The organism is Streptomyces sp. ME02-8801-2C (assembly GCF_033793965.1).
Taxonomy (GTDB): Bacteria; Actinomycetota; Actinomycetes; order Streptomycetales; family Streptomycetaceae; genus Streptomyces.
In genome coordinates this window covers 531,941-558,020 of the sequence record NZ_JARAXP010000008.1, presented here as the reverse complement: position 1 = coordinate 558,020, position 26,080 = coordinate 531,941, and the positions used below count along the sequence as shown (strand labels likewise).

23 protein-coding genes are annotated in these 26,080 nt (G+C 70.5%); 14 read left to right on the top strand and 9 right to left on the bottom strand.

Going from position 1 to position 26,080, the window contains the following annotated elements:
* Window positions 1–2: 2 nt before the first annotated feature.
* Window positions 3–905 (bottom strand): UTP--glucose-1-phosphate uridylyltransferase GalU, encoded by a 903-nt coding sequence (gene galU, locus PV396_RS28395; protein ID WP_319209266.1) that lies wholly within the window; start codon window positions 903–905, stop codon window positions 3–5.
* Between the two features lie 110 nt (window positions 906–1,015).
* Here galU and PV396_RS28390 point away from each other — a divergent pair, with 110 nt between their 5' ends.
* Complete coding sequence (locus PV396_RS28390; RefSeq protein ID WP_319209265.1) at window positions 1,016–1,624, top strand: 5-formyltetrahydrofolate cyclo-ligase; 609 nt, start codon at window positions 1,016–1,018, stop codon at window positions 1,622–1,624.
* 63 nt (window positions 1,625–1,687) lie between these two features.
* Here the strand turns inward: PV396_RS28390 and PV396_RS28385 are convergent, their stop codons facing one another.
* A complete protein-coding gene (locus PV396_RS28385; RefSeq protein WP_319209263.1) occupies window positions 1,688–4,444 on the bottom strand; it encodes a penicillin acylase family protein in 2,757 nt (918 codons plus the stop codon).
* Window positions 4,445–4,643: 199 nt separating this feature from the next.
* On the opposite strand from PV396_RS28385, the gene PV396_RS28380 reads away from it, so the two are divergent.
* The 6 genes from PV396_RS28380 (at window position 4,644) to PV396_RS28355 (ending at window position 10,485) form a co-directional block, all read left to right on the top strand.
* Window positions 4,644–6,209, top strand: coding sequence for a potassium/proton antiporter (locus PV396_RS28380; RefSeq protein ID WP_319209261.1), 1,566 nt, complete (start codon window positions 4,644–4,646; stop codon window positions 6,207–6,209).
* Between the two features lie 230 nt (window positions 6,210–6,439).
* Window positions 6,440–7,717 (top strand): MFS transporter, encoded by a 1,278-nt coding sequence (locus tag PV396_RS28375; RefSeq protein ID WP_319209259.1) that lies wholly within the window; start codon window positions 6,440–6,442, stop codon window positions 7,715–7,717.
* Between the two features lie 69 nt (window positions 7,718–7,786).
* A complete protein-coding gene (locus PV396_RS28370; RefSeq protein WP_319209258.1) occupies window positions 7,787–8,137 on the top strand; it encodes an FmdB family zinc ribbon protein in 351 nt (116 codons plus the stop codon).
* 93 nt (window positions 8,138–8,230) lie between these two features.
* Window positions 8,231–9,082: an S-methyl-5'-thioadenosine phosphorylase gene (locus PV396_RS28365; protein WP_319209257.1), complete on the top strand. Its 852-nt coding sequence runs from the start codon at window positions 8,231–8,233 to the stop codon at window positions 9,080–9,082.
* 209 nt (window positions 9,083–9,291) lie between these two features.
* Complete coding sequence (locus PV396_RS28360; RefSeq protein WP_416071490.1) at window positions 9,292–9,876, top strand: RcpC/CpaB family pilus assembly protein; 585 nt, start codon at window positions 9,292–9,294, stop codon at window positions 9,874–9,876.
* Between the two features lie 138 nt (window positions 9,877–10,014).
* Window positions 10,015–10,485: an MscL family protein gene (locus PV396_RS28355; protein ID WP_319209256.1), complete on the top strand. Its 471-nt coding sequence runs from the start codon at window positions 10,015–10,017 to the stop codon at window positions 10,483–10,485.
* A gap of 70 nt (window positions 10,486–10,555) precedes the next feature.
* Here the strand turns inward: PV396_RS28355 and PV396_RS28350 are convergent, their stop codons facing one another.
* The gene (locus tag PV396_RS28350) at window positions 10,556–10,741 is read right to left on the bottom strand and encodes a hypothetical protein (protein WP_319209254.1); all 186 of its coding nucleotides are present in this window, start codon (window positions 10,739–10,741) and stop codon (window positions 10,556–10,558) included.
* A gap of 125 nt (window positions 10,742–10,866) precedes the next feature.
* Here PV396_RS28350 and PV396_RS28345 point away from each other — a divergent pair, with 125 nt between their 5' ends.
* The 5 genes from PV396_RS28345 (at window position 10,867) to PV396_RS28325 (ending at window position 15,914) form a co-directional block, all read left to right on the top strand.
* Window positions 10,867–12,102, top strand: coding sequence for a low temperature requirement protein A (locus PV396_RS28345; protein WP_319209252.1), 1,236 nt, complete (start codon window positions 10,867–10,869; stop codon window positions 12,100–12,102).
* A gap of 19 nt (window positions 12,103–12,121) precedes the next feature.
* The gene (locus PV396_RS28340; RefSeq protein WP_319209250.1) at window positions 12,122–13,153 is read left to right on the top strand and encodes a P1 family peptidase; all 1,032 of its coding nucleotides are present in this window, start codon (window positions 12,122–12,124) and stop codon (window positions 13,151–13,153) included.
* A gap of 65 nt (window positions 13,154–13,218) precedes the next feature.
* Window positions 13,219–13,614 carry a hypothetical protein gene (locus PV396_RS28335; protein ID WP_319209249.1) on the top strand — a complete coding sequence of 132 codons (396 nt, stop codon included), beginning with the start codon at window positions 13,219–13,221 and terminating at the stop codon, window positions 13,612–13,614.
* A gap of 148 nt (window positions 13,615–13,762) precedes the next feature.
* Window positions 13,763–15,004, top strand: a complete 1,242-nt coding sequence (locus tag PV396_RS28330; RefSeq protein ID WP_319209248.1) for a L,D-transpeptidase — start codon at window positions 13,763–13,765, stop codon at window positions 15,002–15,004.
* A gap of 154 nt (window positions 15,005–15,158) precedes the next feature.
* On the top strand, window positions 15,159–15,914 hold the full coding sequence (locus tag PV396_RS28325) for a DUF6227 family protein (RefSeq protein WP_319209246.1): 756 nt from the start codon (window positions 15,159–15,161) through the stop codon (window positions 15,912–15,914).
* Between the two features lie 146 nt (window positions 15,915–16,060).
* Here PV396_RS28325 and PV396_RS28320 read toward each other — a convergent pair whose 3' ends face one another.
* The 4 genes from PV396_RS28320 to PV396_RS28305 all read right to left on the bottom strand — a co-directional run bounded on the left by PV396_RS28320 (window position 16,061) and on the right by PV396_RS28305 (window position 22,088).
* Entirely contained in the window at window positions 16,061–18,103 is a 2,043-nt protein-coding gene (locus PV396_RS28320; protein WP_319209244.1) for a fructose-specific PTS transporter subunit EIIC, read from the bottom strand.
* 610 nt (window positions 18,104–18,713) lie between these two features.
* A complete protein-coding gene (gene pfkB / locus PV396_RS28315; protein ID WP_319209243.1) occupies window positions 18,714–19,661 on the bottom strand; it encodes a 1-phosphofructokinase in 948 nt (315 codons plus the stop codon).
* On the bottom strand, window positions 19,658–20,419 hold the full coding sequence (locus PV396_RS28310; RefSeq protein ID WP_319209242.1) for a DeoR/GlpR family DNA-binding transcription regulator: 762 nt from the start codon (window positions 20,417–20,419) through the stop codon (window positions 19,658–19,660). The genes pfkB and PV396_RS28310 overlap by 4 nt, the downstream gene beginning before the upstream one ends.
* Window positions 20,420–20,567: 148 nt before the next feature.
* Window positions 20,568–22,088, bottom strand: a complete 1,521-nt coding sequence (locus PV396_RS28305) for an MFS transporter (RefSeq protein WP_319209240.1) — start codon at window positions 22,086–22,088, stop codon at window positions 20,568–20,570.
* A 62-nt stretch (window positions 22,089–22,150) separates the two neighbouring features.
* On the opposite strand from PV396_RS28305, the gene PV396_RS28300 reads away from it, so the two are divergent.
* Entirely contained in the window at window positions 22,151–23,116 is a 966-nt protein-coding gene (locus tag PV396_RS28300; protein ID WP_319209239.1) for a YafY family protein, read from the top strand.
* Between the two features lie 10 nt (window positions 23,117–23,126).
* Here the strand turns inward: PV396_RS28300 and PV396_RS28295 are convergent, their stop codons facing one another.
* A complete protein-coding gene (locus PV396_RS28295) occupies window positions 23,127–23,783 on the bottom strand; it encodes a TetR/AcrR family transcriptional regulator (RefSeq protein WP_416071489.1) in 657 nt (218 codons plus the stop codon).
* A 533-nt stretch (window positions 23,784–24,316) separates the two neighbouring features.
* Window positions 24,317–25,318 carry an RNA polymerase sigma factor RpoD/SigA gene (locus PV396_RS28290; protein WP_319209238.1) on the bottom strand — a complete coding sequence of 334 codons (1,002 nt, stop codon included), beginning with the start codon at window positions 25,316–25,318 and terminating at the stop codon, window positions 24,317–24,319.
* A 188-nt stretch (window positions 25,319–25,506) separates the two neighbouring features.
* Here PV396_RS28290 and PV396_RS28285 point away from each other — a divergent pair, with 188 nt between their 5' ends.
* A complete protein-coding gene (locus tag PV396_RS28285) occupies window positions 25,507–26,025 on the top strand; it encodes a GNAT family N-acetyltransferase (RefSeq protein ID WP_319209237.1) in 519 nt (172 codons plus the stop codon).
* Window positions 26,026–26,080: the final 55 nt, after the last annotated feature.

The following is a 26,080-nucleotide window of genomic DNA, read 5'->3' as shown; positions in this document are numbered from 1 at the left end:
TGCTACATCTCCTCGGCTACGTAACTGCGAAGCCAGGTCCGGAAGTCCGGGCCCAGGTCTTCACGTTCGCATGCGAGTCTGACAATGGCACGCAGGTAGTCGCCACGGTCCCCGGTGTCATAGCGGCGGCCCTTGAAGACGACGCCGTGCACGGGCCCGCCGACCTTCTCGTCCTGGGCGAGCTGCTGGAGGGCGTCGGTGAGCTGGATCTCGCCGCCGCGGCCGGGCTCGGTCTGGCGGAGTATGCCGAAGATGTGCGGGTCGAGGACGTAGCGGCCGATGATCGCGTAGTTCGACGGGGCGTCCGCGGCCTCCGGCTTCTCGACCAGGCCGGTCACCTTGACGACGTCGCCGTCGTCGGTGGTCCCGACGGCCGCGCAGCCGTACATGTGGATCTGTTCGGGGGCGACCTCCATGAGGGCGACCACGCTGCCGCCGTGCTGTTCCTGGACCTCGACCATGCGCTTGAGGAGGGGGTCGCGGGGGTCGATGAGGTCGTCGCCGAGGAGGACGGCGAAGGGTTCGTGGCCGACGTGCGGGGCGGCGCACAGGACGGCGTGCCCGAGGCCCTTGGGGTCGCCCTGGCGGACGTAGTGCATGGTCGCGAGGTCGCTGGACTCCTGGACCTTGGCGAGTCGCGCTCGGTCGCCCTTCTTCTGAAGAGCCGACTCCAGCTCGTAGTTGCGGTCGAAGTGGTCCTCGAGGGGACGCTTGTTGCGTCCTGTGATCATGAGGACGTCGTCGAGGCCGGCGGACACGGCCTCCTCGACCACGTACTGGATCGCCGGCTTGTCGACGACCGGCAGCATCTCCTTGGGAGTGGCCTTGGTGGCCGGCAGGAACCGGGTGCCGAGGCCTGCTGCGGGGATGACAGCCTTGCTGATCCTGGGGTGCGACTCAGTCATGCGGGCAACCTTAACCGGTGCCTTTGGGCTGATTCTGTGGCTTGGATCAACTGACACTCATATCGGCATATGAAGCACATGAGAGCACCGGAAACGATAGTGGGAGAGCCATGGGGGCAGAGCCGGACAAGCGGACATTGCGGCGTGACTTCCTCGCGGTGCGAGGCGGATTGACGGCCGCCGGCGTCCAGGAGGCGGCGACGGCGCTGGCCGCCCGCGCACTCGACCTGCCCGAACTCGCGCACGCGCGCACGGTGGCCGCGTACGTCTCCGTCGGCACCGAACCCGGCACCCGCACGCTCCTCGACACCCTCCACGCGCGCGGGGTGCGGGTACTGCTGCCGGTCCTCCTCCCGGACAACGACCTCGACTGGGGCACGTACGACGGGGAGGGCTCCCTCGTGGAGGTGCGGCACGGTGGACGGATGGCCCTGCTGGAGCCGGCCGGCGACCGCCTCGGGGCGGACGCCGTGACGAGCGCCGACGCCGTCCTGCTGCCCGGCCTCGCCGTGGACGACCGCGGGCTGCGCATGGGACGCGGCGGCGGCTCCTACGACCGGGTGCTGGCCCGCCTGGAGCGCGCGGGCGCCGATCCGGCCCTGGTCGTGCTGCTCTACGACTCCGAGGTCGTCCCCCGGGTCCCCGCCGAGCCGCACGACCGGCCGGTGCACGCGGTGGTCACCCCGTCGGGGGTACGCAGGTTCCGTACCCGCCCCTGAAGCGGAACCGGCCCTCCACGCGTGCGTGGAGGGCCGGTATGGGACTCGGGGACTACCGCGTGCTCATGACGGCTTCAGGACCAGCGTGTCGCTCGTGCTGTCGTCGACCGCCTTGTCCGTGAAGGACCAGTCCAGCAGTTCGCCCTTGACCCAGTCGCTCGTCTGGTCGGTGTAGTGGTCGCTGAAGGCGTGCCCGGAGGCTCCGGTCAGGTTGATCCACTTCGACTTGTCGAGGTCGCCGAGGTTGACCACCATCCGCATCGACGGCACCCAGACGACGCCGTAGCCGCCTGCCGCGTTCCAGCCGGTCGCGTTGACGGTGGCCTCGCCGCCGCCGAGCTTCCAGGGGCCGCGGTTGAGGATGTACTGCACGAAGCCGGGGCCCTCGGTGCCCAGGGTCTGGTTCTTCAGGAACAGGCGGTGCAGCCTGCCCCAGCTCCAGGTGTCGATGTCCTTGCCGAGCTTGGCGGTCAGCTCCCAGCGGGCGTCGATCATGGCGCGCCGGAACAGCTGGTCGCGGTTGGTGGCGGCCTTCTCGGTGCGGGTCTTCGGCGTGCTCCACCAGTCGTTGTTCTCGTCGTTGATGATCTTGCGGACCACCTCGAACCAGCGGTCGCCGCCGTCCGGCTGCGCCTGGTCCGCGTCCCGCTGACCGCACTCGAGCACCGGCTGGTCCGCGTCGGCGGGGCCGGTGGTGTTCACCGGCCTGACGTACAGGCACTGGCCCTTGACCCGCACCTCCTTGGGCAGCTTGTTGCCGAAGGCGAGCTTCAGGATGTTGCGCCAGACCGAGTTGAAGTAGGCCGCCGCGGCCGAGTCGGGGTCCTGGGTGTAGTCCCAGCCCACGAGGAGCTTCTGCGCCTCACGGACGTACTTGTCGTCGACGTCGATCGCCAGCAGCTTGGGCACCAGCAGCTTGGCGATCTCGCTGCTGTTGTCCAGCTGCATCTGACGCATGTCGTCGGTGGAGATCTTGCCGCCGCCCTTGATCTTCGAGGTGATCAGGTCGGCGATGCGCTGGCTGCGGGTGCCGTAGCCCCAGTCCTTGGTGAGCGTGTACGGGTACTTGGTCTGGTCGACGACGGCCTGGTTGGCCGTCACGATGTAGCCGCGCTTCGGGTTGAACTCGAAGGGCAGCTCGGCCTGCTTGAGGTAGCCCTTCCAGCGGTACTTCGAGTCCCAGCCGGGCATCGGGACCGAGCCGTCGTCGCCCGCCACGCGCGTGGGGATGCGTCCCGGCAGCTGGTAGCCGATGTTGCCCGTGGTGTCCGCGTAGACGAGGTTCTGCGAGGGCACGTCGAAGGAGGCCGCGCCCTTGCGGAACTCGGTCCAGTTCGACGCCTTGTCGATCAGGAAGACGGCGTCCATGGAGGTGCCGGGCTCCAGCGCGGTCCAGCGCAGCGCGATGCCGTAGCCGTCGCCCCGGTCGGGGGCCGCGGCGTCGACGGTGGCCTTCTTGCCGACCTTGACGAGCTCGTCGTCACGGTCGGACAGCAGGGGCCCGTTGTCGGTCTCGCGGACGACGATCGTCTTGGACGCGCCGCCCGCGACCTTGATGGTCTCCTCGCGCGTGACGAACGGCTTGGTCCGGCCGTCGTACAGGTAGCCGTCGCCGGAGAGCTTCTCCAGGTAGAGGTCGGTGACGTCGGCGCCCGAGTTGGTCATGCCCCAGGCGATGCTGCCGTTGTGTCCGATGATCACACCGGGCATGCCCGCGAAGGTGTAACCGGAGACGTCGTACTGGCACTTGGCGGAGACGCTGCGGCAGTGCAGGCCCATCTGGTACCAGACGGACGGCAGCGACGGCGACAGGTGCGGGTCGTTGGCGAGCAGCGGCTTGCCGGTGATGGTGTGGGCGCCCGCGACCACCCAGGAGTTGGAGCCGATGCCGTTGCCGTTCACCCCGACGGCCGTCGGGACGTCGTCCAGGACCCGGTAGAGGCCCTCCAGCTGGCTCTGGTAGGCCGCGGAGTCGGCGGCCGAGGTTCCGGACGCACCCGAGGACGCCGACTGCGTGCTCGCGGCGCTGCCGCCCTGCACGAACGTCTGCGTCGCGGCGTCGTAGGCGCCTTCCTGCACGATCGGCTTGTTCCGGCCGTACGGGTACTCCGGGTACAGGTCGGCGATCTGCTTCGGACCGAGGCGGCTGGTCAGCAGGGAGCGGTCGATCTCGTCCTGCATGTTGCCGCGCAGGTCCCAGGCCATCGCCTTCAGCCACGCGATCGAGTCGACCGGGGTCCACGCCTGCGGCTTGTAGTCGTTCTCGAACCCGAGGGCCGCGTACTCCAGGGAGATGTCCGCGCCGTCCTTGCCGTCGAGGTAGGCGTTGACCCCCTTGGCGTAGGCCTGCAGGTACTTCTTCGTGGCGGGCGACAGGGTCTTGTCATACTCCTCCTTGGCCACCCGGTCCCAGCCCAGGGTGCGCAGGAACTCGTCGTTGTCGACCTGCCCCTTCCCGAACATCTCGGAGAGCCGGCCCGACGTCATGTGACGGCGTACGTCCATCTCGTAGAACCGGTCCTGCGCCTGGACGTAGCCCTGCGCCATGAACAGGTCCTCGTCGGAGGACGCGTAGATCTGCGGGATCCCGTAGCTGTCGCGCTTGACGTCGACGGGCCCCGACAGGCCCTGGAGGGAGATCGAGCCCTTGGTCTGCGGGAAGGAGGCCCGGACGGTACTGACGGACCAGTACGCGCCGTAGGCGAAGCCGCCGATGATCGCCAGAACCAGGACGATTACGAACAGTCGGGCTCTGCGCCCCTTCTTCCTGCCGGACTTGCCCGGCTTGTGTCCGGAAGAGCTGGTGGTGGTGGGGGGCATCGCTGTCCTTGCTGTCCTAACGCGAGCGGCAGGCGGTACTGGAGTGCTGGAGCAACCATAGGCGCAGGGCCCGACGCGACTTGACGCGGAGTCGGGTACGCGAACGGACGGGCGTTCGATCATGCCTCTGGAAGCGTCAAGAAATCGTCAAGAGTTAGGTAAGGTAACAAAGTACTTGGGTACGCGGTGGCCTCACTTCGTGTCCGATGTACGTGACCCGCGCGCGTGCCGCGCCCGGGCCCAGGAAGGGAACGGCCCGCTGACTGTCCACCACCTCAACCAGCTCCTGCTCGTCTGCTCGCTCGTCCTCCTCGTCGCTGTGGCAGCGGTTCGGATCTCCTCGCGCAGCGGGCTCCCCAGCCTGCTCGTCTACCTGGGGATCGGAATCGCCATGGGCCAGGACGGCATCGGCGACATCCACTTCGACAACGCCGAACTGACCCAGGTCATCGGGTACGCGGCCCTGGTCGTGATCCTGGCCGAGGGCGGACTCGGCACGAAGTGGAAGGAGATCAAACCGGTCCTCCCCGCCGCCTCGACGCTGGCGCTGGTGGGAGTCGCGGTCAGCGTGGGGGTCACGGCGACGGCCGCGCACTACCTGGTCGGGCTGGAGTGGCGGCAGGCGTTCATCATCGGCGCGGTGGTGTCCTCCACGGACGCGGCGGCGGTGTTCTCCGTCCTGCGCAAAATCCCCCTTCCCGCGCGCGTGACGGGCACATTGGAGGCCGAGTCGGGCTTCAACGACGCCCCAGTGGTCATCCTGGTCGTCTCGCTGTCCACGGCGGGCCCGGTCGAGCACTGGTACAAGCTGCTGGGCGTCATCGTCCTGGAACTGGCCATCGGCGCGGCCATAGGCATCACGGTCGGCTGGCTCGGTGCCTGGGGCCTGCGACACGTGGCCCTGCCCGCTTCCGGCCTCTACCCCATCGCCGTGATGGCGATCGCGGTCACCGCGTACGCCGCCGGCGCACTGGCCCACGGCAGCGGTTTCCTCGCGGTCTACCTGGCCGCCGTGGTTCTCGGCAACGCCAAGCTGCCGCACTGGCCGGCCACCCGGGGCTTCGCCGACGGGCTCGGCTGGATCGCCCAGATCGGCATGTTCGTGCTGCTCGGCCTCCAGGTCACCCCGCACGAGATGGGCGACGACATCTGGCCCGCGCTCGTCATAGGGCTCGCCCTGACCATGGTCGCGCGCCCGCTCAGCGTGATCGTCAGTCTCACGCCGTTCCGGGTCCCGTGGCAGGAGCAGACCCTGCTGTCCTGGGCCGGGCTGCGCGGCGCGGTGCCCATCATCCTGGCGACGATCCCCATGGTGAGCGGCGTCGAGGACAGCCGTCGCATCTTCAACATCGTCTTCGTCCTGGTCGTCGTCTACACCCTCGTCCAGGGCCCGACGCTCCCCTGGCTGGCCCGCGAACTGCGCCTCGGCAAGGGCGCGGAGGCCGCCGACCTCGGCATCGAGTCCGCGCCCCTGGAGCGGCTGCATGGGCATCTGCTGTCGGTCGCGATTCCCGAGGGCTCCAAGATGCACGGCGTCGAGGTGGGCGAGCTGAGGCTGCCGCCGGGCGCCGGGGTCACCCTCGTCGTCCGCGATGAAAAATCGTTCGTTCCGCTGCCGACGACCATCCTGCACCGCGGCGACGAACTCCTCGTGGTGACCACCGACCCGGTCCGCGACGCGACGGAACGACGGCTGCGGGCCGTCGGACAGGGCGGCAAGCTGGCGCAGTGGCTCGGGACGGGCGGCAATGGAGCAAAGGCGTGACGAAGCTCGCTGCTTCCTTTCAGAGGCCCACTCACCCGAACGCCCTGTACAGTGAAGGCGCACCCTGATCGAACCAACTCTGTCTGAAGCAGAGCTGGCGCGACCGTATGGCGGCCGGGACATCCTCTGCGGGGGCGCTGGCATCTACCGCAGTCCGCGCAAGAGGACAGCTCTCGGCGCCGCCCGCATGCAAGGGGGCCGTGCCACCAGGCGGCAGAAAGGCATGGGCCGTGGCATCCACGGTCACCTACGGACAGCTGCTCCGCACCCCCGGCGCCTGGACGTTCCTGCTCCCCGGCTTCGCCGCGCGACAGCCGTTCGCGATGCTCACCATCTCCATCGTGCTGCTCGTCCAGCACACCACCGGCTCGTACGGGACCGCGGGCGCCATGGCCGCCGTCACCGGCGTCTCCATGGCCCTGTGCGCGCCCTACGGGGGCCGTCTCGCCGACCGCCACGGACAGCGCGCGGTCCTCGTCCCCGGCGTCACCCTGCACACCCTGGCCGGCCTCACCCTGACGGCGCTGGCGCTCACCGGCGCCCCCCTGTGGACCCTCTTCGCCGCCGCGGTGCTCACCGGCGCCTCCACGCCCCAGATCGGCCCCATGGTGCGCGCCCGCTGGGCGACGAAGCTCCAGGACTCGCCCCTCATGCCGACGGCGGCCGCCTTCGAGTCCGTCACGGACGAGCTGACCTTCGTCTTCGGCCCGCTCCTCGCCACCGCCCTGTGCACCGCCGTCCACCCGGCGGCCGGCCTGGTCACCGAGGCCGCGCTGACCCTCCTCGGCGGCCTCCTGTTCGCCGCGCAGAAGAGCACCCAGCCGCCCGTCGCCACCGTCGGCCCGCTCGGCGGACCGCACGCGCGCGTGGAGCGCGTCTCCGCCCTGCGCGTGCCCGGCGTACGCGTCCTGATCGTCGCCTTCCTGGGCATCGGGGCCGTCTTCGGCGGCATGCAGGTCTCCCTGGCCGCGTTCAGCGAGTCCACCGGCAACCCCGGCCTCAACGGCGTCCTGTACGGGGTCTTCGCCGCCGGCAACATGCTCTCCGGCCTGGTCTGCGGCGCCGTCGCCTGGCGCATGGCCCCGCAGCGGCGCCTGGTCGTCGGGTACACGGCCCTCGCGGTCACCGCCTCCGGCCTGTGGACGGCGGAGTCCGTGCCGGCGCTGGCCGGACTCGGCCTCCTCGTCGGCATGTGCGTCGCGCCCGCGCTGATCACCGGCTACACCCTCGTCGACGGTCTCGTCCCGGCCGGCGCCCGCACCGAGACGTTCACCTGGCTGACCGGCTCGGTCGCCCTCGGTCAGGCGGCGGCCGTCACCGTCGCCGGCCGGCTGGAGGACAGCCTCTGGGACGGCGCCGGGTTCCTGGTGCCCATGGGGGGCACGTTGCTCGCCCTCGCGACCCTCCTGACCCTGCGGTCACGGCTCGCGCCAGGGGCGACCACCCACCCCGCGAGCCGGACCGTGACACGTGGCGTCCATCACCGCGTGCCGGTGACAGTGGACTGATCCCCGGGAATACGTCACACTGGACCGTCGTTAGCACTCATCGAGTGAGAGTGCCAGGAGGAAGACACAGTGCCGACCTACCAGTACCAGTGCACCGAGTGCGGCGAGGGCCTTGAAGCGGTGCAGAAGTTCACCGACGACGCCCTGACCGAGTGCCCCACCTGCGGTGGCCGCCTGAAGAAGGTGTTCTCCGCGGTCGGCATCGTCTTCAAGGGCTCCGGCTTCTACCGGAACGACAGCCGCGGCTCCTCGTCGAGCAGCGCGCCCGCGTCGAAGCCGTCGACGGCCTCTTCTTCGACGTCGTCGTCCTCGGACTCGTCGTCGAGTTCGTCGAGCTCCTCGTCGTCCGGTTCGTCCTCGTCGTCCAGCAGCTCCTCCTCGGGCTCCAGCAGCTCGTCGAGCACCAGCTCGGCCGCGTAGGCACCGCCTCCCGCCATAGATGATCCTGTCGTCGTACGACGACGGGGTCTTCGGCGTTTCCGCGCGCCCGACGACAGGTCCTAGGGTGCGGGCATGGTGAATCAGGCGAATCCCACGGGCGCCGAGATCGGCGTGATCGGCGGCTCCGGTTTCTACTCCTTCCTCGACGACGTGACCGAGATACAGGTGGACACGCCGTACGGATCCCCCAGCGACTCCCTGTTCCTCGGCGAGGTCGCGGGCCGCCGGGTCGCCTTCCTGCCCCGCCACGGACGCGGCCACCATCTGCCGCCGCACCGCATCAACTACCGCGCGAACCTGTGGGCGTTGCGCTCGGCCGGCGTCCGCCAGGTGCTCGCCCCGTGCGCCGTGGGCGGTCTGCGGCCCGAGTACGGCCCGGGCACCCTGCTCGTACCGGACCAGCAGGTCGACCGTACGAAGTCCCGGGTGGGGACCTTCTTCGACGGCATACCGCTGCCCGGCGGCGCCGTCCCCAACGTGGTGCACGTGTCCCTCGCCGACCCCTACTGCCCCGTCGGCCGCCGGGCCGCCCTGTCGGCGGCACGCGGACGCGGCTGGGAGCCGGTGGACGGCGGCACGCTGACCGTGATCGAGGGACCGCGCTTCTCCACCCGCGCCGAATCCCTCTGGTACCGGGCGCAGGGCTGGTCGGTGGTGGGTATGACGGGCCATCCGGAGGCGGGGCTCGCCCGTGAACTGGAGCTCTGCTACACGTCGTTGGCCCTGGTCACCGACCTCGACGCGGGCGCGGAGACCGGCGAGGGCGTCTCGCACGACGAGGTGCTCCAGGTGTTCGCGGCGAACGTGGACCGGATGCGGGGCGTGCTGTCCGACGCGGTGACCGCACTGCCGGCGAGCGCGACCCGGGACTGCCTGTGCACGAAGGCGCTGGGCGGGATGGATCCGGGCTTCGAACTGCCCTGACGGGGGCCCGGTACGGGATTCGCGGGGGCGGAACTTCCCGTTCGAGTGAGCGAGTTGTCCACAACCGGTGAGTAACACACAGGCCTCGGCAGGATTCGCCGAGAACCTTCATCGTGGGAGCGCAAGCAGCTCCCTCGTCACAGGTGGTGGTTCCCGTGTCCTGCGTACGTCCCGTGTCTCCCGTGTCCCCCGTACTACCTGCGCGGTCCGTGAGTTTCGCGCATTCGGTGAGTTCGGCGAGTTCGGCGAGTTCCGTGAGTGCCGTGCGGTCCGTCCCGCTCGTCCCCGCGCCCTGCGAGGTGCCCCACTTCGCTCCTGTGCGGGTGCGCGGCGGGCGGTATCGACTGGGGCGCCTGGTACGGCACCGGAGGCGGGCACTGGCGCTCGGCCTCGCCGTCACGGCGGCGGCGATCGTCGCGGCCGGCCCACGCCAGCCGGCAGGTCCACCGCCCGACGTGGGACGCGTCCGGGGGCACCCGGTGGCAGATCCCGTACGGGCGCGGCCCACCGTCGAGATGGTGACGGCGCCGGTCCGGATCGCCGACGCGGCCACCGTGCGGCTGCTGCGGCCCGGTGACCGGGTCGACGTCATCGCCGCCGAGGAGTCACCGACGGGCACCGACGCCCGCGTGGTCGCTCGCCGGGCCCGGGTGACACAGGTGCCGCAGGCCCCGACCGCCCAGGAGAGCGCGGCCGAGGGCGGGGCGCTGGTCGTGCTGTCGGTGCCGCGCACCACGGCGTCCCGGCTGGCCGGCGCGGGTGTGACGGCACGGTTGGCGGTGACCCTGTGGTGAGCCGAAGCATGATCGTCTCGAACCGTCTGCCGTCAAGTACCTCTTGGGGGTGGGCCAATTGGACACGCCTGCCGGGCGTTGACGTAGGTTGCGGAGCTGTTTGTTCCACCATCTGCGTACACGAGGAGAGGCCCCGCGGTGAGCGAGAAGAAGCAACCGAGCGTCTGGGAGGGCTTCAAGGCCTTCCTGACGCGCGGCAACGTCGTCGATCTGGCGGTCGCGGTAGTCATCGGTACGGCGTTCACCAACATCGTCAACTCCGTGGTGAAGGGCGTCATCAACCCCATGGTGGGGGCGTTCGGGACCAAGGCCCTGGACAACTACAGCTCCTGCGTCAAGGCCCCCTGCACCGGCACCGGCGACACCGCGACCGGCATCCGGATCATGTGGGGCTCGGTCCTGGGCGCCACACTCACCTTCCTGATCACCGCGGCCGTCGTCTACTTCCTCATGGTCCTGCCGATGGCGAAGTACCTGGCCCGGGTGAGCGCACGCCAGAAGGCGAAGGAGGGTGCGCAGGAGGTCATCGAGGTGAGCGAACTGGAGGTCCTCAAGGAGATCCGCGACGCCCTGGTGGCCCAGCGGGGCTCCGGGCACAACGAGCGGTAGGGGCCACGGCCGGCCTCCTGCGGAGGCGGTTGGACGCGATCCGGAAGCCGTTCGCCCCGCTTCGGAGGTGTCAGAGGTGGTGGGGCGGCTTCTCGTCGAGGAAGCGCTTCAGATCGGCCGCGTTGTCGCCGCCGCCGTCACCCGGGCGCTCGCCCCATCCTCGGTCCGTGTCGTCCGACGACTGCTGGTCCAGGGGGTCGTCGAAGATCAGCGCGGGCTTCGGGGCGCGCGGTTCGGGTGCGGTGGGGCTGCTCATGACTCCAGGGTACGTGCCGCCCGCCGGGCCCTGTCCGGGCCGTGGGGCGCCCGCCGGATCACGATCACGCTCCGGCGCCGGGCTTCCGCCTGCGTGCCGTGTGCTCATCTGCTGTCCTGGGTCGTATGACGTTCAGTTCCTCACCCGCGGCCGACGTACCCGACGCACCGGACACCTCGGCCGGTGGCCACGGTGCGCCCCTGCGCAGGCTGACCGCGCGCGGACGGGGCGAGTCGCACCGGGTCGCCTCGCCGCTGGAGCTCTTCTTCGACCTCTGCTTCGTCGTGGCGGTCGCCCAGGCGGGCGCCCAGCTGGTGCACGCGATCGCCGAGGGGCACACGGGCGAGGGCATCCTCAACTACGCGATGGTCTTTTTCGCCATCTGGTGGGCCTGGATGAACTTTTCGTGGTTCGCCTCGGCATACGACAACGACGACGTGCTCTACCGGGTCGTCACGCTGGTTCAGATCGCCGGCGTCCTGGTGCTGGCGGCCGGGGTGTCGCGGGCCTTCGAGGATCACGACTTCCTGGTCGTCTGGCTCGGCTATCTGATCATGCGGCTGGCGATGGGCACCCAGTGGCTGCGGGCCGCCCGCGCGGCCGAGGGCGCCGAGCGGACAACGGCACTGCGGTACGCCGGCGGGGTGCTGCTGTGCATGGTCGGCTGGCTGGGACTGGTGGTCCTGCCGGAGGCCGGCCGCCCCTGGGTGTTCCTGGTGATGGCGCTCGTCGAACTGGCGGTTCCCGTCTACGCGGAGAGGAGCTTCACCACTTCCTGGCACCCGCACCACATCTCCGAGCGGTACGGGCTGTTCACCATCATCGTGCTGGGCGAGGCGATCGCGGCGGCGACGGTCGCCGTGAAGTCGGGCGTCCAGGAGAACGACGCGCTGGCCGATCTGCTGCCGATCGCGGCGGGCGGGCTGCTGATCGTGTTCTCCGCCTGGTGGATCTACTTCGCGGTCCCCATCCACGGTCGGCTGCGCTCCAGCAAGCAGGCGTTCCTGTGGGGTTACGGCCACTATCTGATCTTCGCGTCGGCCGCGGCGATCGGCGCCGGCCTGGAGGTCGCGGTCGAGCAGGCGATCGGCAAGGCGCACCTCTCGGCGTCCGCCGCTTCGGCCGCCGTGACCGTGCCGACAGCGCTCTATCTCGTCACCGTCTGGGCCCTGCACTCGCGCTACTTCAAGGTGGGCTTCGCAGAGCAACTGGTCCTGCCGTCCGCGGCGTTGCTGGTGATCGGGTGCACGTTCCTGGGCGACTGGGCGGTGCCGGCGGCGGGCGTTGTGTCGGCGCTCGCGGTGGCGACCGGCGTGACACTGACCGCCCGGACGGCCGCGGGGAGCACCGGGCGCGTCTGACAGGAGAACACTGGGGGTCATGACAGTTGACGCTCTGACAGATGTGGCCGGCCTGCGGGTGGGGCACGCGACGTGTATCGGCGGCGGGTGGCTCACCGGCACGACGGTCGTGCTCGCGCCCGAGGGCGGAGCCGTGGCCGCCGTGGACGTGCGGGGCGGGGGGCCCGGCACCAAGGAGACCGATGCCCTGGATCCGCGCAACGTCGTGCGAGGTGTCGAGGCGATCGTGCTGACGGGCGGCAGCGCGTACGGGCTGGACTCGGCGTCGGGGGTGATGGCCTGGCTGGAGGAGCGGGGGCGCGGGGTGCGGGTGGGGCCCGACCCCGGGCACGTGGTGCCGGTGGTGCCCGCCGCCTGCGTCTTCGACCTGGGCCGGGGTGGCGACTTCCGGGCCCGGCCGAACGCGGCCACCGGGCGGGCGGCCGTCGAGGCGGCGGCCGCGGGCGAGCCCGGCGCGCCCGTGCCGGAGGGGTGTGTGGGCGCGGGTACGGGGGCCGTGGTCGGGCACCTCAAGGGCGGTGTCGGCACCGCGAGCACGGTGCTCGGGTCGGGGATCACGGTGGCGGCGCTGGTGGTGGCGAACGCGGCGGGGTCCTCGGTGGATCCGGAGACGGGGGTGCTGTACGGGGAGTTGTTCGAGGGGCGGCGGGTCGACTATCCGGCGGCCGGTGTGCACGAGGCGGCGCGGCGGCGGCTGGCGGAGGTCGCCGCGCAGGCCCCGCTGCCACCGCTGAACACCACGCTCGCGGTGGTCGCGACCGACGCGGCGCTGTCGAAGGCGCAGGCGCAGAAGGTGGCCGGCACGGCGCACGACGGCATCGCACGTGCCGTACGGCCGGTGCATCTGCTCAACGACGGGGACACGGTGTTCACGCTGGCGACAGGGGCGCGTCCACTGGACGAGAGCAATCCCCTGGCACTGAACGAGATCCTCGCGGCAAGCGCGGACCTGGTGACCCGAGCGATCGTCCGGGCGGTACGCGCGGCGGGGCCGGTGACGGGGCCGGGCGGGCAGTGGCCGTCGTACGGGGAGTTGTACGGGGAGCGGTAGAGAGGGGAGGGCGGGAGGGGGTGCCCGTATCTGCTCTGGTCGAGGTCTTGGGTCAGGATGACGGCATGACGACATGGGTCCGCGCCTACTACGAGGACGAAGATCTGTGGCTGTATTTCGAGGCCGATGACGAGGGCTGGGCCGCGCGGCAGGTTGAGGTCCGGGGGCAGGACTCGCGTCCGGTGACGGCGGCCTCCTTGGAAGAGGTGCTGCACTTGCGTGATCATGCGGATCTCGCGGCGATGGGCCGCTATGAAAGGCAGTACGGCGTTCTCGCCGAAGGTCCCATGGACGGCTGGCAGCACCAGCCGCAGGCTGCCGAGATCTCTGCGGAGGAGTTCGAGCTGCTGTGGAACGAAGCCCGGCGGGCTCTCGGTAATTCAGGCTGCCCGGGCGGCCCATGGCCGCCGGGGGCAAGCCATGGTGACGCCAGTAACTGGGCACTGTTTCTTCTTGGTTGAGCTGGGATTGTCGCGGTTCTGTCACGTGATGGGTGCGAGGGCGGTCGGTGGGAACCCGCGCCGCCGGTGTTTGCCTCTTTCTTCACGCAGTGGAACGGATCACCCGAAAAGCCCGGACACCCCGGATCACACAAACCTGGAGCAGCCCGTGACAACGCCGGACACAACAGCTCGGCGCGCACTGGGGGCCTGTGCCGTCCTGATCGTCGGCGCACTGACCCTCACCGCGTGCGGTGGTGGCAACAGCGGAAGCGACGACGGCAAGGGGGGTAAGGGCGGCAGCGGCAAGGGCGGCAGCGGTTCCGTCGCGACGTCGGGCGCGCGGATCGACATCTCCGCGAAGAACGGTTCGGCGGGCGCGTCGATCAACACGACGGATGTGAAGGTCAGCGGTGGCACGCTGACCGACGTGAAGATGACCGTCGCGGGGACGGGAGCGGCCGTGGCGGGCGCGATATCCGCGGACGGGCGAAGCTGGCAGCCGGCGCAGCAGTTGGAGCGTGGGACGCGATACCGAATAGCGGCGACCGCGAAGGACGGCGACGGTCGGGCCAGCAGCGCCGACTCGACCTTCACGACGGTCACCAAGGCGAACAGTTTCATCGGGACGTACACGCCGGACAACGGGACGACGGTCGGGGTGGGGATGCCGGTGTCGTTCACGTTCGACAAGCCCATCAGCGACCAGGCCGCCGTGCGGTCGCACATCACGGTCACGTCGAGCAGCGGGCAGCAGGTGGTGGGGCACTGGTTCGGGGCGCAGCGGCTCGACTTCCGGCCCGAGGAGTACTGGAAGGCCGGTTCCAAGGTCACGATGAAGATCGACCTGGACGGCGTGAAGGGCGCAAACGGCGTGGTCGGGGTGCAGAAGAAGACCGTGACCTTCACGATCGGGCGCTCGCAGGTGTCCACGGTCGACGTCAACACGCAGACCATGACGGTCGTACGGGACGGGCAGACCATCAAGAGCATCCCGATCTCGGCGGGCAGCCCGGAGTTCACCACGTACAACGGGCAGATGGTGATCTCCGAGAAGCTGAGGGAGACGCGGATGGACAGCCGTACGGTCAATCTGGCCAACGCGTACGACATCAAGGATGTCCCGAACGCGATGCGGTTGACGACCTCCGGGACCTTCATCCACGGCAACTACTGGTACAACAAGGGCAATCCGCCCTTCGGGCGCACGGGTACGAGCCACGGGTGCGTGGGGCTGCAGGACGTTCAGGGGGCGCAGGGGAACACGCCCGCCAAGTGGTTCTTCGACGGTTCGATGGTCGGGGACGTCGTCATCGTCAAGAACTCCCCCGACAAGCAGGTCGCGCCGGACAACGGTCTCAACGGCTGGAACATGCCGTGGAGCGAGTGGACGGCGGGGGCGGCTTCCTGACGGAGCATTGACGGTTTTCGGGGGCCGCGCGGGAACTTTTCGCGCGGCCCGGGCGTCTTCTCAACGTGGGTTTCTCGGTTCCCGGACATGATGTCCGGTCGAGGGGCTACGGTATGCACCCACAAGGTGACATGCAGCAACGCCGGGAGATGCCTTGAGCGTTCCGTACGAGACGGCAGCGTACGAACCACCCGAGTCGCCCGAGTCTCCGGAGGAGCACCTCGAGCGGCTCCTGGGTCGTGCGTTGAACTCCTTCGAACTGCCCGATGACACCATAAGGCGGCTCGACTGCGCGCTGGCGCACGACAGTTCGCTGCACTCCGCGCACCACAGCGCGGGGCTGCACCGCGAGACGTACCGCCACACCTGGCTGCTCGCCGACGGTTCGGCGCTCACTCTGTGGGAGCTGGTGCACAACACGGCGCCCGGCGCGGGTCCGCAGGCCGAGGTGTACGTCGACGAGGAGGAGCTGCGCGCCGCCACGGCCCGGCTTCCGTTGCCCGCCGACACCCCTGACTTCGAGCTGCCGGTGATGGTGCAGCTCGCGCCGGTCCTCCAGCCGGGGCACATGTATGTTCCCGACCACTCGGCGGACCACGCGCGCAGGTTACTGAGGCGGGCGGAGAACGCGGACCGGCCCGGGGTCGACATCGCCGAGCTGCTGGAGACGGCGTTCGCGCACCAGATCACCCAGGCGTTCGGGCGGCCGTGCCGTGCGGGCCGGGCCGGTCTCGGTTTCTCGCTCTACGAGCATGCCTTCCTGCTGCCGGGCGGCGAGGAGGTCTCCCTGTGGGAGGTCGAGCACACAGCCACGCCCGACGGCCGGCACATGTGCGAGGTGTATCCGACGGAGGACGGGGCGCGGGACGCGATGGAGCGGCGGGCGGCGCGGACGTCACGGACGTCGTAGCGCGGCCGGAGTCACACACACCCCGGTGGGCCGGTCGTCAACGCGACCGGCCCACCGGGGTGTTGGCATTTTGGCGTGTTGGCGGGTCGGCGTGCCCTGCGTACGCCTGAGGCTTTCGGCCCTGCGCCTACGCCCCCGCCTCCGCTTTACGCCGCCACGGGCTCCTTCTTCTCGACCGAGGTGGCCGCGGTGCCCTCGGCGGCCTCCGCCGCCGTGGTGCCCGGTGTCGGCTTGCGCATGCTCTTGAGGGTGATCACCAGGGCAGTGGTGACGCAGGTGCCGGCCGCGATGGCGATCAGGTAGAGGAACGGGCTGCCGATCAGCGGGACCACGAAGATGCCGCCGTGCGGGGCGCGGAGTGTGGCGCCGAAGGCCATCGACAGGGCGCCGGTGACCGCGCCGCCCGCCATCGAGGCCGGGATGACGCGCAGCGGGTCCGCCGCCGCGAACGGGATCGCGCCCTCGGAGATGAAGGAGGCGCCCAGTACCCAGGCGGCCTTGCCGTTCTCGCGTTCGGCCGGGGTGAAGAGCTTCTTGCGGACGACGGTGGCCAGCGCCATGCCGAGCGGCGGGACCATGCCCGCGGCCATCACGGCGGCCATGACCTTCATCGCGGCGTCGCTCGGGTCCTGGACGGCGATACCGGCGGTGGCGAAGGCGTAGGCGACCTTGTTGACGGGGCCGCCGAGGTCGAAGCACATCATCAGGCCGAGGAGTACGCCGAGCAGGACGGCGTTGGTGCCGGAGAGGCCGGACAGCCAGTCGGTCATGCCCTTCTGGGCCTCGGCGATGGGCTTGCCGACGACGACGAACATCAGGAAGCCGACGATCAGCGAGGAGATCAGGGGGATCACGACGACGGGCATGATGCCGCGCAGTACCGGCGGGATTTTGATCTTCTGGATCGCCAGGACGATGCCACCGGCCAGCAGACCGGCGACCAGACCGCCGAGGAAGCCGGCCGCGATGTTCGAGGCGATCATGCCGCCGACGAAGCCGGGGACGAGACCGGGGCGGTCCGCCATGCCGTAGGCGATGTATCCGGCCAGGACGGGGATGAGGAACCCGAAGGCGACTCCGCCGATCTGGAACAGCAGCGCGCCCCAGCTGTCGACCTGGGTCCAGGAGAAGTGCTCCATGACGGAGGGCGCCTTGTTGATCTCCCAGCCGCCGATGGCGAAGCCGAGGGCGAGCAGGAGGCCGCCGGCGGCGACGAAGGGGACCATGTAACTGACGCCGGTCATCAGCCACTTGCGCAGTTTGGTGCCGTAGCTGTCACCGGATTCGCCGGCCCGTTCGACGGGTGTCCCGGCGCCGCCGGTGGCGCTCGCGGTGACCTCGCCGCGCTCGGCCTTGCCGCGTACGTCGGCGATGAGCTGGGCGGGCTTGTTGATGCCGGCCTTGACGCCGACGTCGACGGTCGGCTTCCCGGCGAAGCGTTCCTTCTCCCGTACGGGCACGTCGTGGGCGAAGATCACGCCGTCCGCGTCGGCGATGACCGCGGGGTCGAGGCGGGTGAAGCCGGCGGAGCCCTGTGTCTCGACGACGAGTTCGACGCCCGCCTCGCGGCCGGCGTTCTCCAGGGACTCGGCCGCCATGTACGTGTGGGCGATACCGGTCGGGCAGGAGGTGACGGCGACGATACGGAACGGGCGGCCGTCGGTGTCTTCGGGGTGGGTGTCCGCGACGGTTTCGGCGGAGGCCGCCGCCGAAACCGTCGCGGAGTCTTCGGTGGCCGCGGCGGGGGTCTTGTCGCCGCGGATCAGGGCGGCTGCGCTCGCCGCGTCGCGCACCGAGCGCAGGGCCGCTGTGAACTCGTCGTTCATCAGCTGGCGGGCCAGCGACGAGAGGATCGTCAGATGGGCGTCGTCGGCACCGGCGGGGGCCGCGATCAGGAAGATGAGGTCGGCGGGGCCGTCCGCCGCGCCGAAGTCGATCCCGGCGGCGCTGCGCCCGAAGGCGAGCGTCGGCTCGGTCACGTGTTCGCTCCGGCAGTGCGGGATGCCGATGCCGCCGTCAAGGCCGGTCGGCATCTGCGCCTCACGGGCGGCAACGTCGGCGAGAAAGCCGTCGAGGTCGGTCACCCGTCCCTTCGCCACCATGCGCTCGGCGAGGGCACGGGCCGCCGCGTCCTTGGTCTGGGCGGACAGGTCGAGGTCGACCAGGTCCGCGGTGATCATGTCGCTCATCGCGGGCTCCTTCGCACGCGTATCGCCCGGGGAGTGGGGTGGGCGGGGCTGGGGACGGGGGTGCAGCGGGTGACGCGGGGGGTGTGGTGGGGGTCCGGGGGAGGATCGGCGGCTGCGGCGGGGCCGGGGAAACCCCGCCGCGTCAGGGCCGGTTCAGGGGGGACACGGGGTACCGATCGGCTCATGACTCGGGCTCCCTCGGCGGCATGCGGAATGCCGGCCGGCCGAACGACGAGGGCGGCGAGCGGCGCCGAGCCACGGAGGGCACGCGGGCCGGAGCTCTTGACGCCGGCTGCCCTGAGCGGCATCGCACTGCCGGGCCACCGAATGCCGGCCACGCCGTGAACGACACCGGACGGCCGCGGCAGAGCCGGTCCCCTCAGGACACACGAGCGGGCACCAGCTGCCCTGAGCGGCATCGCACTGCCGGGCCACCGAATGCCGGCCACGCCGTGAACGACACCGGACGGCCGCGGCAGAGCCGGTCCCCTCAGGACACGCGAGCGGGCACCGGTTCCCCCCAGCGGCACCACAGCGCGGGCCGCGCCCTGCGCCGCGGGGCCGATGGATGGCGTCGGAGCCTGTTCGCGGAGGACGCGTGGGCCGGAGTTCATGACGCCGGCTCCCTCAGGGCGCGGTCCACCGGGATCTCGTTCGTCACCGTCACGGCGGACAGGTCGAGATCGGACGGGGTTGGCATGACGCTGCCCGGGAGTTGCACTGCGGCGGCGCCGTGGGCGACTGCGGAGGTGAGGGCCTCGGGGCCGTGGCCGCCGGCGATCAGGAAGCCGGCGAGGGAGGAGTCGCCCGCGCCGACGTTGCTGCGGACCGTGTTCACGCGGGCGCTGCCGAACCAGGTGCCGGAGGCTTCCACGAGGAGTTGTCCGTCGGCGCCGAGGCTGGCGAGGACGGCGCCCGCGCCGAGTTCGCGCAGTTCCTCGGCGGCCTTGACCGCGTCGCCGATGGTGGCGAGGGGGCGGCCGACCGCCTCGGCGAGTTCCTCGGCGTTCGGCTTGACGACGTCCGGGCGTTCGCGCAGGGCCGCCAGCAGGGCCGGGCCGGAGGTGTCGAGGGCGATGCGGGCGCCCGCGGCGTGCGCACGGGCGACGAGGTCGGCGTACCAGGAGGGTGCGAGGCCGCGCGGGAGGCTGCCGCAGCAGGCGATCCAGTCGGCGTGGGCCGACTGCCCGCGTACGGTCTCCAGCAGCAACTCCTGTTCGGCGAGGGAGAGTTCGGGGCCAGGTGCGTTGATCTTCGTCAGTACGCCGTCGGCCTCGGCGAGGGCGATGTTGGAGCGGGTGGCCCCTGAGATCGGTACCGGCGCGACCTCGATGCCCTGGGCGTCGAGCAGGTCGGCGACGAGCGCGCCGGGCGCTCCGCCCAGGGGCAGTACGGCCACGGTGCGCTGCCCGGCGGCGGCGACGGCCCGCGACACGTTGACGCCCTTGCCGCCGGGGTCCATCCGCTCGCCGGTGGCCCGGATGACCTCGCCGCGGTCGAGCGACGGGACCTCGTACGTACGGTCGAGGGACGGGTTGGGTGTGACGGTGAGGATCATGCGCGCACCACTTCCGTGCCGTCGCGCTCGAGGTCGGTGGCGTCCTCGGGGCTCAGCCCGCTGTCGGTGATCAGCAGGTCCACGTCGCCCAGGTCCCCGAAGCGGGCGAAGTGTTCCTCGCCGTGCTTGGTGGAGTCGGCCAGGAGCACCACTCGGCGGGCGGCGTCCACAGCGGCTCGTTTCACGGCGGCCTCGGCGAGGTCGGGGGTGGTCAGCCCGTGCTCGGCGGAGAAGCCGTTGGCGGCCACGAACAGGACGTCGGCGCGGATCTCGCCGTACGCCCGCAGCGCCCAGGCGTCGACGGCGGCGCGGGTGCGGTGCCGGACGCGGCCTCCGACCAGGTGCAGCTGGATGCCGGGGTGGTCGGCGAGGCGGGCCGCGATGGGGAGGCTGTGGGTGACGACGGTGAGCGTCGCGTCCAGCGGGATGGCGGCGGCGAGGCGGGCGACGGTCGAGCCCGCGTCGAGGATCAGGGTGCCCTCGGTGGGCAGTTCGGCGAGGGCGGCCTTGGCGATGCGGTCCTTCTCGTCGGCGTAGGTCGACTCGCGCTCGGTGAGGTCCGGCTCGAAGTCGAGGCGGCCGGCCGGTATGGCCCCGCCGTGCACACGTCGTAGGAGGCCGGCGCGGTCGAGGGCCTTGAGGTCCCGGCGGATGGTCTCCGCGGTGACCTGGAACTCCTCGGCCAGGGACAGCACGTCCACCCGCCCGCCGTCACGGGCGAGCCGCAGGATCTCCTGCTGCCGCTCCGGTGCGTACATGTCCGTTTGCCTCCGACCGATGCCCGAACCTGTTTGCTTTGTGGATTCAGTCGGAGGCTACGCTCCGATTTCCGGAAAGTAAACAGGCTCGGGCATGAGGTGGGCACAAACGGGCATGACCCCAAACAGCTCCCACCCTCGTCGGCGCTCAGTGCACGAGCTGCGGCTCCCGCTCCTTCTCGCCCTCGCCCGCGTCCTCGACCGGCGCTTCCGCCGCCTGCTCGGCGCCCGCGGCCGGCCGCCTCGGCAGCGCGAACATCACCACGAAGATCACGCCCATCAGCCCGGCCACCCAACCGAGCGCGTGCTGGAACGCGTTGACGAACGCCGGTCCCACCTCGCTCTGCGCGAGCCGGTCCCCCATCGCGCCGAAGAACACCACCGACACCAGCCCGAGTCCGAGCGCGTTGCCCATCTGCTGCACGGTGTTGATGAGCCCGGACGCCGACCCGGCATGCTCCCTGGGCACCTCCGACAGCACCATGTCGGTCAGCGGCGCGACGATCAGACCCATGCCGGCGCCCATCACCACCAGCGGGAGCGCCATCTGCCAGGAGGCGATGGCCAGGCCGTACCGTCCGGCCTCCCAGATGTAGATCAGCACGCCGAGGCCCATCACCAGGGCGCCCGCCTGGAGCACCTTGCGCCCGAAGCGCGGGACCAGCATCTGGACGGACATCCCGGCCGCCGCCGACACCGCGATCGAGAACGGCACCCCGGTCAGCCCGGCCCGCAGCGGGCTCCAGCCGAGCCCGAACTGCATGTACATCGTCCAGACCAGGAAGAAGATGCCCAGGCCGATCCCGAAGACGGTCTGCACGGCGATGCCCGCGGCGAAGCTCTTCACCTTGAACAGCGACAGTTCGATCAGCGGCGAACCGTCGATCCGCGCCTTGCGCCGCTCGTACGCCACCAGCACGCCGAAGACACCGAGCGCGCCCACCATCGAGAGGTGGCCCCACAGCGGCCAGCCCAGCTCACGCCCGCGGGTCAGCGGGTAGAGCAGCATCAGCAGGCCCAGCGTCACGAGGGCGACGCCGACCAGGTCCAGCCTGAGGGCCCTGGGTGCCTTCGACTCCGTGATGAAGCGGTGGCCGAGGACGAGGGCGGCGATGCCGACCGGCAGGTTGATCAGGAAGATGGGCCGCCAGCCGAGGCCGAACAGGTCCCACTCGGTGAGCAGCGCGCCCAGCAGCGGGCCGGTCACCGCGCCCAGGCCCACGATCGCGCCGAAGAGGCCGAACACCTTGCCGCGTTCGTGCGCCGGGAAGGTCGCGTGGACGATCGACAGTACCTGCGGCACCATCATCGCCGCCATGCCGCCCTGGAGGATGCGGGAGGCGACCAGCATCTCCGCGTTCGCGGCGAAGCCGCAGAGGGCGGAGGCGAGGGTGAAGCCGCCGATGCCGACGAGGAACAGCCGCTTACGGCCGTGGATGTCGCCGAGGCGTCCTCCGGTGACGAGGCCGGCGGCGAAGGCGAGCGCGTAACCGGCGGTGATCCACTGGATCTGACTGAAGGAGGCGCCTGCCTCGCGCTGGATGGACGGGATCGCGACGTTGACGATCGTGACGTCGACGAGGTCCATGAAGGCCGCGGTCATCACGATGGCGAGGGCGAACCATCGTCGCCGGTCCGGCACGACCGTGGGTGTTTCGGTTGAGGTCATGACTTCAAGCTAGAACCCCATTAGGTCAGATTGTGTCCTAGTGGTGAGGCATGCTCGAACTCATGACGACGGACACACCGGCCCGGCTCCTTCAGCTCCTCTCACTGCTCCAGACACCCCGTGAGTGGCCCGGCGGCGAGCTCGCCGACCGGCTGCGGGTGTCACGGCGTACCGTCCGGCGGGACATCGACCGGCTGCGTGAACTCGGCTATCCCGTGCAGGCGTCCAAGGGTTCCGACGGCGGATACCGGCTGGTCGCCGGCAAGGCGCTGCCGCCGCTGGTGCTCGACGACGAGGAGGCGGTGGCCATCGCGGTCGGGCTGCGGGCGGGCGCCGGGCACGCGGTCGAGGGGCTGGACGAGGCCTCCGTACGGGCGCTGGCCAAGCTGGAGCAGGTCCTGCCGTCGCGGCTGCGGCGGCGCGTCTCCACCCTCCAGGCCGCCACCACTCCGCTGACCAGCGGGGACGGCGCGGTCATCGCACCCGAGACGCTGACCGTGATGGCCTCGGCGGTGGCCGGCCAGGAGCGGCTGCGGTTCGCCTACCGCGCCAAGGACGGCACCCCCACCAAACGCCTGACCGAGCCCCACCGGCTCGTGTCGACCGGCCGCCGCTGGTATCTCGTCGCCTACGACCTCGACCGCGCCGACTGGCGCACCTTCCGTGTCGACCGGGTCAGCGACCCCTTCGCGACGGGCGCCCGCTTCGCCCCGCGCGAGCTGCCGACGGGCGACGCGGCGGAGTATCTGCGCCAGTCGATGCGCGCACAGCAGGAGGCCTACGTGTTCGAGGTGACGTTCGCCGCCCCGGCCCCCTTCGTCGCCGCCCGCGTCCCGGCGTGGCTGGGCACCCCCGAGCCCGTCGACGAGCACAGCTGCCGTATCCGTTCCTCGGTCGGTGACCCGGTGGAGTGGCTGGCGGTGCGGCTCGCGTCGGTCGAGTGCGAGTTCACGGTCCGGGAGCCGCCCGAACTGGTCGAGCACGTACGTGAGTTGGGCGCCCGGATGACCCGGGCGACGAGCGGCTGACCGACCCGCCTCACGCGCTCGCGCCGCTCCATGGGAAGTCCCGCAGCGCCCGCAGGTTGCGCACCGCCAGTGCCGCCGGGCCCGAAGGACCGTCGGCCGGGGCGTCCCCGGCCGCCCAGGTCTCGAAGGCGACGCGTACGGCGACACTGGCGACGGCGGCCGCGAAGCGGGCCTCAGGTGTGTCGGCGGGGCCCGCGCCCCGTGAGGCCAGCGCCTGGGCAAGCGTGTGTTCCGCGGTCCGGCAGCACTCGGCCCACACCCGCAGCAGACCGGGGCTCTCCTGCGCCAGCCGGAGCAGGGTGCGGGCCCAGTCGAGGGAGCCCGGTGACACGACGTCGCCGGGTGTCAGCACCCGCAGTGCCGCGTGTTCCAGGGCCTGCGGCACGGACAGCGCGGCCGGGGCCTCGCGCACCGCCCCGGCCCACCACTCGATGCCCGCGCCGAAGACGGGGCCGACGGCCTCTTCCTTGGTGGCGAAGTACCGGTAGAAGGTGCGCGGCGCGACCCCGGCCGCCTGGGCGATGTCCTCGGCGCGGGTGGCCCGCAGCCCGTTGGTCACGAAGAGCCGTGCCGCCTCCCGGGCGATCTCCATCCGGGTCGCGTACTTGCGCCGCTCGGTGAGCGAACCGGCGGGGCCGGAGAAGCCGGAGGAAGTGGGGTGGGACACGGACGCCACGTTATGCCGCTGTGGCACAATCTGCCATTCGGGCGGGCCACCCCGGTGTTCAGGTACGGGGTGCCCCGCCCCTGACGGGTGGCGAGGCCGTTGGGCCGGGCGGACGGGGGCAGAAGTGAGCCGGGCCCCGGCACCTGGGGGGGGTTAGGTACCGAGGCCCGGCTAGGGAGGTCCCGACGCTGGGGGGGTTGCGTCAGGACTTGGCTCAGGGGATCCGAGGCGTCGCCGCCCGGACCAGTGTCCTGGGCCCTGAGGTCTTGTGCCCCGGACCCGATGGTTTAAGCAGCCTGACACCGCAATCTTTGCGCGGCCTTCCGCCACCCCGCGCACGCACCACCAAACAGTCGCACGCCGCCCGGCGCACGCACGACCCAAACGCGCCCCCAGTACCGATTCCGGTACGTCCATCCGACCGCCTTCAGGGGCGCGGGGCTGGAACATTTGCGACTCCGTCGCGTGGGCGCGACAAGCCCCCACCGGGCCCGCAGCCGACAACCCGCCCGTCCAGCGGAGCCCTCGTGGAACTACGCCGCCGCGTCGAACCCCGTATCCCGCGCCAACTTCTTCAGTTCCAGCAACGCGTGCTTCTCGATCTGCCGGATCCGCTCACGGGTGAGCCCGTGCTCCTTGCCGACCTCCGTCAGCGTCCGCTCCCGCCCGTCGACGATCCCGTACCGCATCTTGATGATGGAAGCCGTGCGCTGGTCGAGGCGGCCGATGAGGTCGTCCAGTTCCTCGCTGCGCAGCAGGGTCAGCACGGACTGCTCCGGCGACACCGCCGACGTGTCCTCCAGGAGGTCGCCGAACTGGGTCTCGCCCTCGTCGTCCACCGACATGTTCAGGGAGACCGGGTCGCGGGCCCAGTCCAGGACGTCGACCACGCGCTCCGCGGTCGTGTCCAGTTCGGCGGCGATCTCCGCGGGCTCCGGGTCCCGCCCGTTCTTCCGGTTGAACTCGCGCTGCACGCGCCGGATCCGGCCCAGTTCCTCGACCAGGTGGACGGGGAGGCGGATCGTGCGTGACTGGTCGGCTATGGAACGGGTGATGGCCTGCCGGATCCACCAGGTGGCGTACGTGGAGAACTTGAAGCCCTTGCGGTAGTCGAACTTCTCCACCGCGCGCACCAGGCCGGCGTTGCCCTCCTGGATCAGGTCGAGGAGGGGCAGGCCACTACGGGGGTAGCGGCGCGCCACGGCGACGACCAGCCGGAGGTTGGAGCGGATGAAGATGTCCTTGGCCCGCTCGCTCTCGGCGACGAGCGCCTCGAGTTCCTCCACGGTGGCGTCTGCCTTGGCGTCCGTCTCGCCGTCGAGGATCTGCCGCGCGAACACACCGGCCTCGATGGTCTGAGACAGCTCGACCTCCTTCGCGGCGTCGAGCAACGGGGTCCTTGCTATCTCGTCCAAGTACATGCCGACCAGGTCGCGGTCGGCGATCTCGCCGCCATGGGCGCGAACACTGCGTGCGCCGCCGACGGTCCCGCCGGTGGCGGAAGACGTACGACGGGCGACGGCACGGGTTGCCATGCGTGCTCCCTTGCGATGTTGGGTCAGCGGGGGGTCGTTGATATCCCTGTTGGTCTGTGAACGCTCAGCACACTCCTCGCGTGCCCGGCATCCGAAGGAAACAACGCCTGGAATCAGGACAGAATTCCCACCCAGGCCCCCTATTTTCTGATCTTGCAGTACCCTGTGCGGCCACGCGAGGAGGAATGATGTCGTCGGAATGTACAGAGGTGCAGGTCAGACCAGGTGTCGAGGCTGACCTCAAGGCCCTCACCGACCTCTACAACCACTACGTGCGCGAGACTCCCACCACATTCGACACCAAAGTCTTCACACCGGAGGAACGCCGTCCTTGGCTGTTCTCCTACCCTGAAGACGGCCCGCACCGCCTGTTGGTTGCCACGGATATGGACTCACAGCGGATTCTGGGGTATGTCACATCGGGCCCCTTCCGCGCGAAGCCGGCGTACGGCACCACGGTGGAGGTGACCGTCTATCTCGCCCCGGACGCGGGCGGGCGCGGTATCGGCACCCTGCTCTACAAGGCTCTCTTCGAGGCGCTGGCGGGTGAGGACGTGCATCGCGCCCTGGCGGGGATCGTGACACCGAACGAAGCGTCCGTGCGGCTGCACGAACGCTTCGGGTTCCGGTACGTGGGGACGTACCGGGAGGTGGGCCGCAAGTTCGGCCGTTACTGGGACGTGGCCTGGTACGAGAAGGACCTCTGAGCACACTTTCGGCCATGGACAGCTGCCCGAAGGGGCCGACTGTCGGGCCGTGGGG

Coding starts and splice junctions, on each gene's coding strand:
- galU (WP_319209266.1), bottom strand. CDS start 905: ATGACTGAGTCGCACCCCAGGATCAGCAAGGCTGTCATCCCCGCAGCA.
- PV396_RS28390 (WP_319209265.1), top strand. CDS start 1,016: ATGGGGGCAGAGCCGGACAAGCGGACATTGCGGCGTGACTTCCTCGCG.
- PV396_RS28385 (WP_319209263.1), bottom strand. CDS start 4,444: ATGCCCCCCACCACCACCAGCTCTTCCGGACACAAGCCGGGCAAGTCC.
- PV396_RS28365 (WP_319209257.1), top strand. CDS start 8,231: ATGGTGAATCAGGCGAATCCCACGGGCGCCGAGATCGGCGTGATCGGC.
- PV396_RS28350 (WP_319209254.1), bottom strand. CDS start 10,741: ATGAGCAGCCCCACCGCACCCGAACCGCGCGCCCCGAAGCCCGCGCTG.
- PV396_RS28345 (WP_319209252.1), top strand. CDS start 10,867: ATGACGTTCAGTTCCTCACCCGCGGCCGACGTACCCGACGCACCGGAC.
- PV396_RS28340 (WP_319209250.1), top strand. CDS start 12,122: ATGACAGTTGACGCTCTGACAGATGTGGCCGGCCTGCGGGTGGGGCAC.
- PV396_RS28335 (WP_319209249.1), top strand. CDS start 13,219: ATGACGACATGGGTCCGCGCCTACTACGAGGACGAAGATCTGTGGCTG.
- PV396_RS28320 (WP_319209244.1), bottom strand. CDS start 18,103: ATGAGCGACATGATCACCGCGGACCTGGTCGACCTCGACCTGTCCGCC.
- pfkB (WP_319209243.1), bottom strand. CDS start 19,661: ATGATCCTCACCGTCACACCCAACCCGTCCCTCGACCGTACGTACGAG.
- PV396_RS28310 (WP_319209242.1), bottom strand. CDS start 20,419: ATGTACGCACCGGAGCGGCAGCAGGAGATCCTGCGGCTCGCCCGTGAC.
- PV396_RS28305 (WP_319209240.1), bottom strand. CDS start 22,088: ATGACCTCAACCGAAACACCCACGGTCGTGCCGGACCGGCGACGATGG.
- PV396_RS28300 (WP_319209239.1), top strand. CDS start 22,151: ATGACGACGGACACACCGGCCCGGCTCCTTCAGCTCCTCTCACTGCTC.
- PV396_RS28290 (WP_319209238.1), bottom strand. CDS start 25,318: ATGGCAACCCGTGCCGTCGCCCGTCGTACGTCTTCCGCCACCGGCGGG.
- PV396_RS28285 (WP_319209237.1), top strand. CDS start 25,507: ATGTCGTCGGAATGTACAGAGGTGCAGGTCAGACCAGGTGTCGAGGCT.